General features: G+C 48.7%; 9 protein-coding genes and 1 pseudogene. 4 read left to right on the top strand and 6 right to left on the bottom strand.

The features are described 5' to 3' along the window. Positions 1-161 precede the first annotated feature (161 nt). Positions 162-1,154, top strand: a complete 993-nt coding sequence (gene mgrA, locus VN105_RS29540) for an L-glyceraldehyde 3-phosphate reductase (RefSeq protein WP_325647056.1) — start codon at positions 162-164, stop codon at positions 1,152-1,154. 43 nt (positions 1,155-1,197) lie between these two features. Here the strand turns inward: mgrA and VN105_RS29535 are convergent, their stop codons facing one another. Continuing rightward, positions 1,198-2,268 (bottom strand): NADH:flavin oxidoreductase/NADH oxidase, encoded by a 1,071-nt coding sequence (locus VN105_RS29535; protein ID WP_325647054.1) that lies wholly within the window; start codon positions 2,266-2,268, stop codon positions 1,198-1,200. Between the two features lie 170 nt (positions 2,269-2,438). Here VN105_RS29535 and VN105_RS29530 point away from each other — a divergent pair, with 170 nt between their 5' ends. Continuing rightward, on the top strand, positions 2,439-7,265 hold the full coding sequence (locus VN105_RS29530) for a PKD domain-containing protein (protein WP_325647052.1): 4,827 nt from the start codon (positions 2,439-2,441) through the stop codon (positions 7,263-7,265). 180 nt (positions 7,266-7,445) lie between these two features. After that, entirely contained in the window at positions 7,446-8,168 is a 723-nt protein-coding gene (locus VN105_RS29525) for a phytanoyl-CoA dioxygenase family protein (protein WP_325647050.1), read from the top strand. A 192-nt stretch (positions 8,169-8,360) separates the two neighbouring features. Here the strand turns inward: VN105_RS29525 and VN105_RS29520 are convergent, their stop codons facing one another. The 4 genes from VN105_RS29520 to VN105_RS29505 form a co-directional block, all read right to left on the bottom strand. Next, positions 8,361-10,169: a RagB/SusD family nutrient uptake outer membrane protein gene (locus tag VN105_RS29520; RefSeq protein ID WP_325647048.1), complete on the bottom strand. Its 1,809-nt coding sequence runs from the start codon at positions 10,167-10,169 to the stop codon at positions 8,361-8,363. A 29-nt stretch (positions 10,170-10,198) separates the two neighbouring features. Then, on the bottom strand, positions 10,199-13,750 hold the full coding sequence (locus VN105_RS29515; RefSeq protein ID WP_325647046.1) for a TonB-dependent receptor: 3,552 nt from the start codon (positions 13,748-13,750) through the stop codon (positions 10,199-10,201). Between the two features lie 56 nt (positions 13,751-13,806). Next, positions 13,807-14,844 (bottom strand): FecR family protein, encoded by a 1,038-nt coding sequence (locus tag VN105_RS29510; RefSeq protein ID WP_325647044.1) that lies wholly within the window; start codon positions 14,842-14,844, stop codon positions 13,807-13,809. A gap of 68 nt (positions 14,845-14,912) precedes the next feature. Continuing rightward, the gene (locus VN105_RS29505; RefSeq protein WP_325647042.1) at positions 14,913-15,524 is read right to left on the bottom strand and encodes a sigma-70 family RNA polymerase sigma factor; all 612 of its coding nucleotides are present in this window, start codon (positions 15,522-15,524) and stop codon (positions 14,913-14,915) included. A gap of 104 nt (positions 15,525-15,628) precedes the next feature. On the opposite strand from VN105_RS29505, the gene VN105_RS29500 reads away from it, so the two are divergent. Continuing rightward, positions 15,629-15,796 (top strand): phosphatidate cytidylyltransferase, encoded by a 168-nt coding sequence (locus tag VN105_RS29500; RefSeq protein WP_325647040.1) that lies wholly within the window; start codon positions 15,629-15,631, stop codon positions 15,794-15,796. Positions 15,797-15,844: 48 nt separating this feature from the next. Here VN105_RS29500 and VN105_RS29495 read toward each other — a convergent pair. Further along, a pseudogene (locus tag VN105_RS29495) lies at positions 15,845-16,881 on the bottom strand (hypothetical protein); the annotation flags it as partial.

The raw sequence follows: 16,881 nt of genomic DNA, 5'->3' as shown, positions 1-16,881 counted from the left end.
CCAAACTTATTTTACCCCACACCATCCAATCCGCTCTTATCTCCCCGAATCCATTTAAAATCCTGCAAAATCTAATCAGCGTAATCAATGTAATCAGTTTAATCCTGAGTCAGACAAAATCCGCTTTTTTTTCTATCTTGTTTCCCTAAAATTAAAATTCCATGCATTACACACCCGCAGCAGACAGGTATAATAATATGACCTATAACAGGTGCGGCAAAAGCGGTTTACAACTGCCTGCCGTATCACTGGGCCTATGGCACAACTTCGGTTCTGTTGATAATTTTGAAAACGGACGCAGTATCATTCACAATGCTTTTGATAAGGGTATCACCCATTTTGACCTGGCCAACAACTATGGCCCGGCACCCGGTAGTGCAGAGGAAAATTTCGGCAGAGTATTGAAACAGGATTTTACCGGGCATCTCCGGGATGAACTGATCATTTCCAGCAAAGCAGGTTACACCATGTGGCCCGGCCCTTATGGCGACTGGGGCTCCCGCAAATACCTTGTTTCCAGCCTGGATCAGAGCCTGCGCCGTATGCAGCTGGAGTATGTGGATATTTTCTATTCGCATCGTCCCGACCCGGCCACACCCATTGAGGAAACGATGGGCGCGCTGCACAGTATTGTGCAACAGGGGAAAGCTTTGTACGTGGGACTTTCCAACTACAACGCCGAACAAACCAAAGTAGCGGTGGAAGTACTGAAATCACTTGGTACACCCTGCCTTATACATCAACCTAAATACAGCATGTTTGAACGCTGGATAGAAGGAGGACTGCTGGATGTACTGGAAGCCAACGGCGTGGGTTGTATCCCCTTCTCTCCCCTGGCCCAGGGATTGCTTACAGACCGCTACCTGAACGGTATCCCCGCCGGATCCCGCGCCAGCAAACCTTCCGGCTTTCTGCAGGAAGGCGATGTAACCCCCGAAAGGATAGAGAAAGTCAAAAAGCTGAATGTACTGGCGCAGCAACGCGGGCAATCACTCGCCCAAATGGCGCTGGCCTGGATCCTGAAAGATAAACGGATCACCACCGTATTAATTGGCGCCAGCTCCGTTGCCCAACTGGACAATAACCTGGATACACTGAAGAACACCGCCTTTTCCAAAGAAGAACTGGACGCTATTGAAGCCATCCTGAAATAGTTTTTGATCAATAGCCGTTAGCCTCATTGCTAACGGCTATTGATTATTTTCTCGGTTTCGCTCTTTCATATTGTATCGGCCATTTTACTTCCGTACCCAATACATGTGCCGCTCTCAGCGGGAAATAAGGGTCCCGCAGCATTTCACGGGCCATTAACACCATATCGGCACGGCCGTTGGCAATGATCGATTCCGCTTCTTCAGGAGCCGTGATCAGTCCAACCGCGCCGGTGGCAATACCGGCTTCTTTCCGGATCTTTTCAGCGAAAGGTACCTGGTATAAAGGTCCTATCTTAATTTGCTGATGTGCGGCCAATCCGCCTGAGGAACAATCTATCAGGTCCACTCCTTTCTCTTTTACAATAGTTGCCAGCTTCACCGATTCTCCGGGATTCCAGCCGCCTTCTGCCCAGTCGGTAGCAGAAATACGCAGCAGCAACGGGTATTGTTCCGGCCATACTGCGCGTACTCTTTCAACTGTTTCCACGAGGAGGCGGATCCTGTTTTCAAAACTGCCTCCGTATTTATCTGTACGCTGATTACTGAGGGGAGATAAAAAGTTATGTAAAAGATAACCGTGTGCGCCATGTATTTCAATCACCCGGAAACCGGCTTTCAGTGCACGGATAGCTGCGGCTTCGAAATCATCTTTCACTTTACGTATGCCTGTTTCCGTGAGTGCTACCGGCATAGGATATACGTCGTTGAAAGGAATAGCGCTGGGGGCTACTACCTGCCAGCCGCCCTCTTCCGGGGGTAAAGCCCTGCTTCCCTCCCATGGCCTTACCGTGCTGGCTTTCCTGCCGGCATGCGCCAGCTGAATGCCGGGCACCGCGCCCTGCTCAGTAATGAAAGCCGTAATGGCCTGCAGCATAGGTAAATGCTCGTCTTTCCAGATACCCAGGTCGTGGATGGAAATACGGCCTTCCGGCGATACGGCTGCAGCTTCGGTGAGCACCAGGCCGGCGCCACCCACTGCCCGGCTCCCCAGGTGTACCAGGTGCCAGTTATTGGCAAAACCGTCGGTGGAGGAATATTCACACATAGGCGATACCGTTATCCTGTTCCGGAAAGTAATTTCCCTCAATTGCAGGGGACTGAACAAATGTGACATAAAATGCTGCTTTTAAGATCTTTAAAATTAAACATTAATCGTACAGCGAAACATAATATTCTAGTGACACCAGGCACAGCAAATATCCGGGGAAAAGCCTATTTTTACCGCATATACCTATAAGTCCAATGTACCGTTTCCCTGTCCGAGGCAAATTTGTCGTATCCCTTGTGTTCTGTTTCTTTATCCGCTTAAGTGCTGTTGCTCAACAAACCGCTGATTTTAGTGCATCCGCTACCAGCGACTGTGAGTCGCTCATTACCAGTTTCACGGACCTTTCCACCGGCAACCCTGTTGCCTGGTTGTGGAACTTCGGGAATGGTACTACTTCTACCAAAAAAAATCCCGGCGCTACCTATGTAAAAACAGGGAAGTATACGGTATCGTTAAAAGTAACTTTCAGTGATGGCAGCAGCAAAACGGCCGTTAAAACAGATTACATTGCGGTAAGAGCAAAACCTGTGGTCAGCTTCAGTGTGTCTTCCGGAAAAGGATGTGTACCATTTACTACTACCTTCACAGATAAATCTACCGCAGAAGGAAGCCTGCAGAACTTCAGCTGGGATTTTGGCGACGGCGAAGTTTTACAGAACGGCGGCAGTTCCCCCAGCCATACTTATACCAAACCCGGGGTGTACAGCGTCATTCTCACGGTAACTGACAGTTACGGCTGTACGAACTTTAAAGTACTGGAGAAAGTGGTGGATGTAGCCCCGGCTCTCAACGCCAGCTTCAGTGTAGCGGAGAAAACATTGTGTAAAGCGCCGGTAGATGTACTGTTCACCAACACCTCCACCGGTACGGGTACCCTCGCCTATAAGTGGCAATTCGACGATGGCGGTACCAGTACGTTGAAAGATCCGCTGAAACATACCTTTACTACCAAAGGCACGCATAGTATTAAACTAACGGTGACGAATGAACGGGGTTGTACTGCTACTGAATCAGTTACCGACATCAATGTGGCTAATTACGCTACTACCTTCACTACCCCTTCACTGATATGTACCAACCAGGAAGCCCAGTTCCAGGCTTCCTTTTCACCCGTTCAGCCGCAAAGCACCACCTGGGAAATCAATGGAGAATATGCCTGGTCGTACCAGAACAGTGTCCTTTACCGTCCCTTTGCAGAAGGGCCGCTTCGTATCAAACTCACCGCCATGTACGGCAACTGCGCCGATGTAGTGGAGAAAACTGTTACCGTAAAACCAACACCCACCGGGCAGATCAGCACGGATAACAAACCTATTTGCGCTGTGCCGGCAACCGTTAACTTCAAAGCCAATATGGCTGGCGCCACCAGCTGGCAATGGAATTTTGACGATGGGCAAACGTCCACTCTGCAGGATCCTACCCATGTATATAACCGGGAAGGCTCCTTTTATGTAAACCTCACCGCCACCAGTAAAGACGGGTGCGTTAATTACAGCACTAATTACCTGTACATCAGTCAAACAGATGTATATCCCTATATATCGAACAACAGCGGCTGCGAAGGACTCAAAGCTTCCTTTTACGCCAGCGTTACCAATAATGATGTTATTAAAACCTACCTGTGGACCTTCGGCGATGGCACTACTTCTACAGAAGCGCAGCCGGAGCACACTTACAACAAGGCAGGCATTTATACAGTTACATTACAGTATACTACCGGCAACGGCTGTACGGGAACAAAAACAGCTGCCGGCAGCGTGGAAGTATATAAAAAACCTACCCCCGACTTTTACTCTCCCGGTGCTCCCGAAGTATGCGGTAATACCCTTACTACCTTTATCGACAAATCGGATGTTGGCAACAGTTGGGCATGGGATTTCGGAGACGGCGGTTATGGCTACAGGAGTACCTCCCAGCACAGCTACTCGGAACCTGGTACTTATGATATCACCTTAACGGTTTCCAATGGGTCCTGCCGGAATACCATCACCAAAAAAGCCTATATAAAAACGGTAAATCCTTTTCCCAGATTCAATATTGAACCGGTAGACTGTAGTAAACGTACTACCGTTACCGTTAGCGAGTTCTCATTAGGCGCCAATAGCTGGAAATGGAACTGGGGCGACGGCACAGATACCTCATATACCAAACAAAGCGGCACTGTTACACATGTTTACTCCAAATCAGGCACCTATACTATACAACTCACAACATCCGACGGCCACTGTAATACCTACCTGAGTAAAACGGTCACCATTATTGCGTCATCTCCCGTTACCATCACCGCTGATAAAACGGATCTCTGCAGCAGTGAAACGGTTACTTTTAAAGTAACCTCCGCTGCCACCGGTATTTACAATTATGATCCCTACTACTGGCAAATAGATGAAACAAACACCTCCTGGGGATACAACTATGGCACCTATGCCTATGCCAATCCCAGTCCGGGTAAACACACAGCACGTTTGCTCATGCTGAACCAGCTATATTGCTATGACACCAGCAATGTTATTGAGGTGAAAACACGCGGCCCTATCGCCGATTTTAATCTCCCTACAGAAGCGCAGTGCAAAGGCACTGAACTTACATTTACCGATAACACAGATCTTACCTACAGTAATAAAATAGTAAAATGGCAATGGAATTTTGGTGATGGCACTCCGTTGGAAACTTTCACCAGCAAACCATTCAAACATACCTACCAACAGGCGGGCAACTATTTTTATCCTGCCTTAACTGTTACCGACCAGGATGGCTGCAGCAACACCACCGGTGGAAAATCCCTGCAGGTGAATGGCCCGGTGGCGTCATTTTATGCAGACTACTACCTGGTGAAACCCGGAAGCACTGTAAATTTCGGCAATACCTCCTACGTAACAGGCGGCTATATCACTGAGCTTAAATGGGACTTTGGCGATGGCAACACCTCGGATGAACCTTATTATGTATCCCATTTCTACCCCGACAAGGGACTTTTCCCGGTAACGTTGCAACTGAAAGATAATAACGGTTGTACCGATAAGATTACCCAAAATATCAAAGTATCCGCTGTAGGCGCAGGATTTACTTATACCTCGGAATTTGTGAACGGTAGCAAATGCGCCCCCATGATATTCCGTTTCACCAACACTTCCGTCAACTACACCACCTGCTCCTGGGATTTCGGCGACGGCGGTACCTCCGATCAGTTCAACCCGGTACACACTTATACAGAGTCCGGGCATTATACCGTAAAACTTAAAGTAAAAGGTGATGCAGATACGGAAGATGAATACAGCGAAATAGTGATTGTTACGGGACCTTACGCCACCATTGCCACCAGCGCCGATGGCGGCTGTCTTGAAAAAGAAATCACCTTCACCATCAAACCGGAAAATGCCACCACCTTCAGCTGGGACTTTACAGATGGTAACGTTGAACAAACTACTGATCTTGAAATAAAGCACCATTTCACTGAACCTGGAATTTATAAACCAAGACTGCTGCTGAAAGACGACGCAGGCTGCAAAGGCAGCGCTTTCCTGGATCACCCGGTAGTGATAGACCAGCTGGATATTAAACTGAATCCAACACCCGCTAAAATATGCGATGCCGGCGAACTTACCTTTGCGCCGGTGTTCAACAGCTACTCCGTAGAGGAACTGGGCATTGCTCCTGTCTATACCTGGACATATGATGCCTCGCTTACGCCTTCAGGTATCAATACCACCACACCGGTATTTCAGCTGGATAAAATAGGTGAGTATAAATTCGGTATGACCGCCACCACAAAATATGGCTGTAAACAAACAGTAGAAGTGCCGGTAAACGTATATCCGAAACCGTTAGCTGCCATCAGTGCACCGGATCAGGCCTGTAAAGATGTGCCTGTTACTTTCAGCGGTAGCGTTACCAAAACCAGTGATGTTATGTGGAGCTGGGATTTCGGCAATACCCAAACCAGTGATGCGCAGCAACCTTCCGCCCTGCCGTTCGCTCAACCCGGCCTGGTGCAGGTGAAACTCATTGTTACCAGTAAAGACGGTTGTACGGATGAGGTGATTCATCCGCTGAATGTTTTACCGCTGCCTGATATTAAAGCCAGCGCCCCCGCTTCGTTTGTTTGTCTTGGTAACACTACCTTGCTGCATGCCGGCGGCGGCGGCACCTATGAATGGACTCCTGCTACCGGGTTGAATGACCCCTCCCTTGCTGAGCCTGCAGCAGCCCCCATAGTGAATACCACCTACCAGGTGAAAGTAACTGACAATAACGGATGCATTAATAATGACGAAGTAAAACTCCGCGTAGTACAACCGTTTGAAATAAAAGCCACTCCTGATACCGTATTATGCCTGGGTGATAAGCTACCACTCCATGTATCGGGCACCGACTACTACACCTGGACCGGCACGGGCATCGACAAGCCCGCCTCTCCTGCGCCAATAGCTACAATCCCGCGCACCGGGCAGTATGTTTATGAAGTAACCGGGTTTGATAAGGATAACTGCTTCTCCAACAAAGCATCACTTACGGTAAGGGTAAATCCAACCCCATCGGTAAATGCGGGAATAGATCGTGAAATCATGGCCGGTATCCCGGTATATCTTTCGGCCAGTACCAGCAGCGACGTGGTGCGCTGGCGCTGGAGCCCGGCGGAATCACTCGACTGCAGCACCTGTGCAAGGGTACAGGCATCGCCTGATCTCACTACAAAATACCTGCTGGAAGTAGAAAACGTATATGGTTGTAAAGCCTCCGATGATATTGTGTTACATATACTCTGCAACCAGAGTGCTATCTTTATGCCGAACGCGTTTACACCTAACCGGGATGGCCGGAACGAAAGGATCTATCCCAAAGGCAAAGGAGTAAAAGAAATCGAGTGGCTGCGCATCTACGACCGTTGGGGTACTCTTGTTTTTGAAAACACCCACTTCCCCATCAATGCCCCTGCTTCCGGGTGGGATGGCCGTAGCGGTAGTAAGGAAGCGCCAATGGGCACTTATATTTACTCCATGCAAACGGTTTGTGAAAACGGCGAGAAGTTCGGGTTTAAAGGGAGTATAACGCTGATTAAATAGTTTACAGCGGATTTTGTCTGACGCGGATTTTGTCTGACTCAGGATTAAAGTGATTACGCTGATTACGCTGATTTGATTTCGTATGATTTTAAAAGGATTTGAGGAGATATAAGCGGATTGTTTTTTATTTGAAGATGATGTGGAAATTGTTTTGATGCGACTAATATGAATAACGGGAACATGATACATTACCAGGAAGAACTGGAACAGCTGGGATATACAGTAATACCGGATGTATTTTCTGAAACATCTGTAAGGGAGATGATCAGTGTGATTGATAGTGTGGACCAGAACAGTCCCTTCTTCCGTAAAACCAGCGATCTCTTTGCTATCCGGCGTTTTTTACAAGAGGTTCCGGCTATGATTCCATTAGTATTTATACCTGCGATAACACAAATTGTTCATCGCCTTTTTGGAGAATATCATGTTCCTGTTAAATCCATTTATTTTGATAAACCCGGCCAGTCCAACTGGTTTGTGGCATGGCACCAGGATCTCACTATTTCAGTGACGGAAAAATTGCCGGTAGCCGGTTATGGCCCATGGACAGTAAAGCCTGGCCAATACGCAGTGCAGCCGCCAGCCAGTATACTGGAAAGCATCTACACGCTCCGCATTCACCTGGACGATACCGATGAGCAGAACGGCGCTTTAAAAGTATTGCCCGGCTCACATGCAAAAGGTATTCACCGGCCCGACCATATTGATCTGAACCAAACACCGGACGTTAGCTGCCCGGTAAAACGAGGTGGCATCATGATCATGCGGCCCTTACTCATGCATGCTTCGGGACGCAGCAGCAATGGGCATAACCGGCGGGTGATCCATATAGAGTTCAGCGACGGGGAACTGGCAGGTGGCCTCCAATGGGCAGAGCGCGGAGTTTGTCTGACTCAGGATTAAAGTGATTACATTGATTACGCTGATTTGATTATTTTGGATTTAAAAAGATTTGGGGAGATTAAGCGGATACTTTCGCTTATTTCTTCCCAAATCTCTTTTATCATTTATAATCCAAAATAATCAAATCAGCGTAATCAATGTAATCACTTTAATCCTGAGTCAGACAAAATTCGCATCGCCGAAGGCGATCCGCTAATATCCCGCGTTCTGTTTCAGCGTGGCCGTACCGTTTTTCACGCTAAGGTCAATCTGCCGTTGCGGGATCGGGAAGCGAACGTTTTTGCTGGTGAAGTTGCCGTTCGCTACATCGGTGGTGATCTCCTTTTCGTAGCTGAAATAGCGGTTCAGTTCTGTTTGCGCGATGCCCCAGCGTACCAGGTCGAAGTAGCGGTGTCCTTCCATTGCCAGCTCCAGCTTGCGTTCAAACTGGATGGCTTTAATTGCCCAGGCTTTACCATTGGCAGTAAAGGCCCCGGCAGGATATGTTTTGATGTTATACTTTGCTGCAGGTATGTTGGTGTATCCGCCCATTGGTTTGGAGGGATCCAGGTAGGTTTTCACCCAGCCAACAGGATTGGCGGCGCGGGTGCGCACGGCGTTTACATGGTCCTGTGCAGTAGTGAGACTTCCAGCCTGCGCCTGGCATTCGGCAGCCATCAGCAATACATCTGCAAAGCGGATCAGCACGTAGTTGATGGCGTTACCGGGCGCCCAGCCATTACCATCATAGTACTTATCTTGTGTGGCCTGCATATACACATTTTTAATGGCTGCATACGGACCGGCAGATTGCTGGTCGCGCACCCAATCCATACCCGGGTGATTGCCCCAGTCGAGAAAGGGAATGCCACGACGGCCAACGGTCCAGTCGAGGCGGGGATCCAGGTTACCTGCATCCGGCGTAAAGGCGGCACTGCTGGTTAATCCCATATCGCTCTTCACGGGATGATCGTTGAAGTCATCAATATAAGGAAGCCCGTTGGCATCGGTGCGGTAAGAGTTCACGAGGTCTTGCGAAGGCTGGTAGAAACCACAACAACTGAAAGGCCCGTTGTAAGGATAGTTCAACATCTCGCCCTGGTTGGCGTTACCGGTACCGCCGGAGCCATCGTTAGCGCTGTATTGAATAGAGAAAACGGCTTCGCTGTTATTCTCTGTAAAGGCATCGAAATTATCGTGGAACTTTGTAGTGAGTGCATAGGGCGTTCCTTTGGCAGTAACGCCATGGGCAATCACGTCTTCAAAAATGGGCATTGCTTCCGCATACTTCTTTTCGTAGAGCAATGTTTTAGCCAGGTAAGCTTTGGCTGCCCAGCTGTTGGCGCGGCCTGCCACATCCTGTACTTCATTCAGATTTTCGGCTGCATACTTAAAGTCTGCTTCAATCATCGGCCAGATGTCCTTATCGTTGGGTATTTTATATTCATCTACATCCAGCTTATTGAAGCTGTTGGAATTTTCATCTACCCAGGGTACATTATCAAACAGTTTTTTCAGGTCTGAATAATAATGCGCGCGGAGGAAGCGGGCTTCTCCTGCCAGTTCTTTCTTTTCATCATCGGTCATATCGGTAACATTCGGAAGAATGTGTAACACAAAATTGCAACGGCGCACGCCTTCATAGTTCACGCGCCATTTATCATTAAAGAAGCCGTTGGCCGCGTTGCCTACAAAGGTGCCTATCTGCAGTATGGCGGCGGCATCAGCGGGATCGCTGCCCTTGTGGGCGTCGCCACCGCATATGCTGCCATAGATCCAGTTATCGGGCGACACGGCAAACCCGCTGCCACCGGAGAGGTTCACCATATCTCCATCTTTAAAATCCTGCCCGTCGAGCGCGCCATAGGCGCCTATGAGCAGTGTATTTACGCCCTTCTTATTGGTAAGGGAAGATTCTTCAAGGGAAGATTGCGGCGTGCGGTCGAGAAAACTCTTGTTGCAACCTGAAATGAATGGTGTTGCAATGGCCACACTTAAAAGTATATGATATAATGATTTCATGATCCTGCTTTTTTTAAATTGAGCAATTATTAGAAACCCAGGTTAATGCCAATGAGAAACTGGCGCTGATTTGGGTAGGCGCCTTCGTCTACACCAAAATCGGTGATATCGGAACCGCCGATTTCAGGATCCAGCCCGGAGTATTTTGTAATGGTAAACACGTTGGCGGCCTGGATATAAACACGCAACTTTTCTACGTGTATGCCTGACAGTAGTTTTGTGGGGAAGGTATACCCGAGCTGCATATTTTTTGCGCGCAGATAAGCGCCGTTCTCCACCATATACGAGTTGGGCACGCCTTGTGTACTGGTAGATCCGTCCACTTCCTGGATAGGCGCCTTAGCATTGTGATGATCCGGTCTCCACGAATCATACAGGGCCGTTTTACTTTTTGCACTTTCAAAAGAGGGGTAGAAATCGCGCCACCAGCGCACGTTATTCCAGATGTGATTACTATGTGTTCCAAACAGGAAAATGCTGAAATCAAATCCTTTGTAGGTAACACCGAGATTGATACCATAGGAGAAATCGGGGTTAGGATTACCGAGGAAAGTACGGTCGTCAGGTGTAATGATACCGTCGCCGTTCACATCCTGGTAGCGGAAGCGGCCCAGCCCTTCACCTTCCTGGTAAATAGCATCCGGCGTATTAGTCGCTTTCTGCGCTTGTTTATCTGCCGTTTCAATTTCTGCTTCCTCATTCCAGAAGCCGATCACTTTGTAGCCAAAGAAAGAAGAAACCGGTTGTCCTACTGCATTGCGGATGATGTTGCTGCCGTCAAAACGGCGACTGTCGCTATCAAAATAGTCCACGCCATCGGCAATTTTCACGATCTTGTTTTTGTAGGTGGTCAGCGTACCGCTGATGTTCAGCTGCAGATCCTTGCTGATGTTTTTATGCCATCCTACAGAGAAGTCGAACCCTTCATTTTTCATGCGGGCGATGTTTACAAAAGGCTGCGCACCGGTGCCTGCAAGGCCCGGCAGCTCCGGGTTATACAGGAGGTCTTTAATATCTTTACGGTAGTAGTCGGCGGAGAAATCGAGCTGTCCGTTAAACAAGCTGGCATCGATACCGATATTGGCATTCACATCGCTTTCCCATTTGGCATCGGGGTTACCGATCTGTGTGCCTGCAAAACCTGCATTGAGACCATTGTTAACGCCGGCGAGATCGTAGTAGGAGGAATTGCGGTTACCTCCATAAAGGAAGTAGCCGTTGTTAACGCTGAGGTTAAGCTGGTTACCCATAATGCCCCATCCGCCGCGGATCTTCAGGTCGGTGATCCAGGTGATCTTCTTCATGAATTGTTCCTGTGAAATACGCCATCCTGCTGTAATGGCGGGGAAAGTGCCATAGTGGTCGTTTACAAATTTGGAAGAACCGTCGCGGCGTAAAGTGGCGCTTAAAAGGTACTTGTCCATAAACGCATAGTCTATGCGGCCAAGGATAGAGAACAGTCCTTCCGATTCGCGGTTGCTGTAGTTGGTTTGCGTGCCGGTTCCTGTGCTGAGGTCGGGGAAGTAATCATCGAAAGTAAAGTAGTCTTTTGTAGTACCTCCAACTGCGCGGCTGCGGCTGTCGAACGATTCCGTACCGGCAATTACTTTCAGGTCGTGTTTATTATTGAACGTCTGGTGATAGGTAAGGGTGTTGGTCCACGTCCAGCTATGTGCGTTATTAGAGCCTTCTGTATAGGAATTACTGGTAGCGTTTTCCTTGTTCTCATATTGAGGGAACAGGAAGGAGTGCGACCAGCCGGAAACTACTTCTCCGCCAAAGCTGGTACGGAAAGTAAAGTGCCGGAGGAAGTCCGCTTCTCCATATACATTACCAAACAAACGGGTGTTCAGTCCTTTATTGTTGCGGGTGCGGTACTGCATGGCTACCGGGTTAAAAGCATCTCCCAGGGCGTCGCCGGCGGAACCTGCAAAGTTGCCTTTGATATCATATACCGGTATAATGCTTTGCTCGCGCATAGCATGACCAATAGCGGCATCTGATGTATTGATATCTACCGAAGGATTTTCTGACATAGAAAAAGCGAGGTTCTCTCCCACCCTGATACCCGGTGTGATATTGTATTGTGTGTTGGAACGCACCGTATACCTTCTCAGGTAAGTGTTCATCAAAGTACCCTGCTGATTAAAATAATTGAGGGAGAAGAGATAGTTACCCTTATCGCCGCCACCGCTCACCGCCACGTTGTGACTGGTAATAGGCGCCGGGCGGAAGATCTCGCGGTACCAGTTGGTACCTGCTTTGTTGGCCTTTGAAATCTGGTAAAAACTGTTGTAGTCGTCCAGGTCGGTATAATTTGGATTTACATAATAGAGAGATGGGTCAACAGAGGGATCTCCTTCCATAGCGCCTGATGGCAGGATATAATCCGGGATAACGGGTTTCGTACCGTTGCCATAAAGGGCTGTTCCGGGATCCAGCCCGGAGTTCTTGTACGCCAGCCATCTCAGGTCGGCCTGTTCCTGCGGATTGAGGGTGTTCCATACATTGCCGTTCTTCGGATACTGGCGGCCGTAATAACCATCGTAGGCCACCTTTACTTTACCGGAGCCGCGGCGGGTGGTAATGATGATCACCCCGTTGGAAGCGCGGGAACCGTAAATGGAAGCGGCGCCGGCGTCTTTCAGTACCTGCAGGCTGGCTACATCATTGGGATTAAGATCGGCAATATCCGTGGTAGGTACGCCGTCCACTACATATAGCGGAGAGTTGGCGCCAAAAGTATTTACGCCGCGGATGCGGATCTGCGGAGATTCCCCGGGCTGGCCTGAACCTATTACGGTAACACCGGATGCCTGCCCCTGCAGTTGTTCCGTTACCTGGCCGGAGGGTTGTTTTCTCAGGTTATCTATATTCACTACCGCTACGGAGCCGGTAAGATCTTTTTTCTTTTGCGTGGTGTAACCGGTAACCACTATTTCGTTCAGTGCGCTGGAACCTTCTTTCATGGTTACATTAATAAGCGCTCTACCGCTAACGGGTATACGTTGTGCTTCGTAACCAATGTAAGTGATGTCCAGTTCGTCAGTACTTTTTCCCGGTGCGGAAATAGTGTACGAGCCATCTGCATTGGTAACGGTACCAATATTGGTGCCTGCAATACGAACGGTTACACCTGCTACGGGGTTTCCTTTTTCGTCTCTTACCACGCCTTTTACCGGTTGTTGTTGTTGTACCGTGCCAGGTTCAGCAGGTATGGGCGCCGGCACTTTTTCGGTAACCATATAAAAGTGTTCCCTTACCTTTTCGAAGTGCAGGTTAAAAGGGGCTAATGCTTTGCCCAGCGCTTCTTCGGGCGACTGGCACGTGGCGACCGATAGCTGTATTTTTTTATTTTTAACCAGGTTGCTTTTATAGGCGATAGATACACTGAAGTGTTCTTCGATAAGATGAAGAACAGTTTTCAGGGAAGATTCATCGGGTTGTGCTTCCGCACTGCTGCCGGTTTCGGGGAGGACCGGCTCGTTGATGGCAACAACCGCTTCCTGGGCTGATACCGTTTGGGACAGGAAATACAGGGCCAATGCTTGCATCAGCAAAACACGTAAACCTTTTTTCATTTTGAACAGGTTTTAACGATTAGGAATAAGACATCTATAAAATTGAGCGGCGAGCTTTACGGCTTATGGATCCAGACTTCATCGCCTCTTTGGTTGAATTGCATACGGAAAACCTTACCCAGCTGTGTCATCATTGTATCGGCATCGTAAATGATAGGCATTGAACCCGATACTTTATAGTTTAATAATTGTGTGTCGCGTACGATCAGTTTTTTACCAAACACCTGCTCCATGAAAACAGCGGCATCAGATAATGTAAAATCATCCATAATTAACCGGCCGGTATGCCAGGAAGTATAGTGTACGGCATCTACACTTTTCTTGGTATAATCGCCATCCTGCTTGTTGTACCGGAGCATTTCACCGGGCTGCAGGTACAACGCCGCGTCTTTACCGGCATTGTTTTCACCTATATTCAGCAGGATGCTGCCCTGCTGCAGCACTACTACTATTTCTTTACCACTGCTGTTTACGTTGAACTGCGTGCCCAAAACTTCCACATCGAGATGATCATAAGTATGCACAATAAATTGCTGTTGGGACGCAGTATGTTTTACATGAAAAAAGGCTTCCCCGTCGAGCCATACTTCGCGCCGGCCTGTTCCGGTAACGGCGTACAGCAGGCGGGAGTCGGCATTCAGCGTTACTTCCGAGCTATCCGGCAGTAAGAGGTTCCGGGTTTCCCCCAGCCGGGTAAAGGTGCTGAGGATGGCCGGTTGCTCGCCGGCAGGTTTCCACCACCACCAGGCGCCGGCAAGCAGCATTCCTACAATTACTGCGGCAGCATATTTCCATACATTCCTCCAATTGGAGCGGCGTACAGGTATCACTTCTTCCTCGTGCTCCTCTTCCAGGCCGTTCAGTACGGCATCCCATAGCTGTTCCTTATCCGGTGCTGACAGCGGATAATCGCGGAAGCGGATGCTTTGCACGAGTTGCCTGGCGTTGCTGATGACGGGTTCTTTTTCCGGATGTTGCCTGAGCCATGATTCCCAGAACACATTCCTTTGCTCCGGGTGCAGTACCCATTGCTGAAAGTCCTCATCCATCGCGAACTCCCGGGCGGTGTATGATAAATAATCACTGGAGGCCAAGAGAACGTGCTTTTACATAAAGAGCAGGTAATGATGAAAATCTCATCATTTTTTTAAAAATATTTTTTCTATTTCCCTAAAAACAGCAACAGGAGCGGCAGCGGAAGGTTTTTTTTAAGGATGCCGATGGCTTTGGAGATGGTATTATATACAGAATCGACCTGCATAGACATGATATCGGCTACTTCGTTATAGTTCAGGTTCTGGAAAAAGCGGAGATAGATGGCTTCCCGCTGGCGCCGCGACAGGTTGCTGAGGGCTTTTTGGAGAAGGCGTTTCTGTTCTTCAGCAGTTTCGTGCTGGATGAGCTGATGTTCGAGGGGCAGTGTGCACTCAAATTCAAATGCCTCCCATGACTCGCGGTGCTGGTAGCGGCGGTCTTTCCGTAATGCGCGGAGGAGCCGTCTTCTCAGGCTGCTGATGAGATAATAGCGTACATTGCCGATATTGGCAGTAAGGTGCTCCCTGCTGATCCATAGATCCTGGAAGAGGTCCTGCAAACAATCCTTCACCCTTTCCTGATCCTGGCAGAAATGCATGCCATAATGAAAGAGGTCATTGATGTGGGCATTGTATATTTCGGCGAAAGCGTGGCGGTCGCCCTGTAGAAAGAGTCCCCAAAGTGAGGAATGGGAATCCACCACGCGCAGCCCCGATCTGAAGGCTTTCCCTGGATTCATACTGTTCTGGTTGATCTGCTAAAGCTTATTAATTATTCTGACACTTGCAAATATATTTTGGTACAGGATATGTCTGGCGTTATATAACATTAAAACTGAACGATATGAAGAACCTCACTTATTTGTTACTGTCGTGCCTCGTACTTTTACTCAGCAGTTGTGAAGTGATAGGCGGAATTTTCAAAGCAGGCGTTTGGACCGGAATACTAGCCGTAGCAGTGGTGGTGGGCCTGATCATTTTTTTAATCACCCGCGGCGGGAAACGGAATTGATTTTATAGGAACAGCCTTGTAATGCGATATTACAAGGCTGTTTTAATATTAAGGGTATGTTGATTCCAGTTGCTGTACCCGGTTTGTTAAGGAGATGTTCTCCTTTTTCAGTTCGATCATATAAAGCGTAAGTTCTTCTATCTTTCTAAGAAGGATCTCATTCATAGCGCCTATATCTACGCTGCCTTCCCGCTCTACCTGCGCCTGTGAAGGCACACCGGGTAAATGCCGATGCTCATTAATAAAACCTGCTACCTCCATTAAGCCTGGTAGCTGGTAAGACGGGTGAAAAACATAATCGGGCCAATCGGTGGTGGTTACTTTCACGCGCTTTGCCTTGATATCGCCGTTTACGGCCAGTTTTACGGTGGGGTTACTGGTTCCGATGCCTACGTTGCCGTTAGACGCGATTCGCAGTCTTTCCGCCCCCGCAGTGCCCATTACGATATTCTCATGCCGATCCGGTTGGTTAACGGTATAACCGGATAAATCGATATACGATTTGGCCCCTGCATATGATCCGCCACCTGCGCTCAACCGTAGAAAGCCATCATCTCCGGTATACCAGCCCGGACTGGTTCCCCTTATTTCACCAGTAATAGTGCCGGCAGATACCGGCGGTCGCGGATTAGCGGAATTAACCGGCGAAAGAATAGTAACACCGCCATTTACAGACAAACGGGTGTACGTATTCAGTGTACCGATGCCAACATTGCCATCAGGTCTGAAAACCATCCAGGGGGCGGCATAAGCAATATCCGAGGTAGTATTACCGCCAATATATGCATAGATCAGGCTATCTGCACCGCCGTAAGCCCCGAATGAGGCCAGCTTGCCTGTATCTTTAGCAGAAAGGCTGAATTCGCGGGCCCAGGCTCCCGAGGTCACATTCATGTTGATATTTACCCCGAAAGGGTATGGAGCCGGGTTAGTGATTTTAAGATTACCCCCATTTATATGCAACAATGATTTTGCGGCAGGAGAAGTGGTACCAATACCCACTGCACCGGTAGATGGAAATATATTCTGCGCGCGAAGGCCGGCAGCAGCGAGCAGCAGGCATAGAGATAAACAGTACTTCATTT

Origin of the sequence: Chitinophaga sp. (assembly GCF_035564935.1) — a bacterium.
GTDB lineage: Bacteria > Bacteroidota > Bacteroidia > Chitinophagales > Chitinophagaceae > Chitinophaga.
This window is presented reverse-complemented; position numbering and strand designations above follow the sequence as displayed.

Excerpts from the sequence above, each read along its gene's own strand:
- mgrA (WP_325647056.1), top strand. The coding sequence starts at position 162 with ATGCATTACACACCCGCAGCAGACAGGTATAATAATATGACCTATAAC.
- VN105_RS29535 (WP_325647054.1), bottom strand. The coding sequence starts at position 2,268 with ATGTCACATTTGTTCAGTCCCCTGCAATTGAGGGAAATTACTTTCCGG.
- VN105_RS29525 (WP_325647050.1), top strand. The coding sequence starts at position 7,446 with ATGATACATTACCAGGAAGAACTGGAACAGCTGGGATATACAGTAATA.
- VN105_RS29520 (WP_325647048.1), bottom strand. The coding sequence starts at position 10,169 with ATGAAATCATTATATCATATACTTTTAAGTGTGGCCATTGCAACACCA.
- VN105_RS29515 (WP_325647046.1), bottom strand. The coding sequence starts at position 13,750 with ATGAAAAAAGGTTTACGTGTTTTGCTGATGCAAGCATTGGCCCTGTAT.
- VN105_RS29505 (WP_325647042.1), bottom strand. The coding sequence starts at position 15,524 with ATGAATCCAGGGAAAGCCTTCAGATCGGGGCTGCGCGTGGTGGATTCC.
- VN105_RS29500 (WP_325647040.1), top strand. The coding sequence starts at position 15,629 with ATGAAGAACCTCACTTATTTGTTACTGTCGTGCCTCGTACTTTTACTC.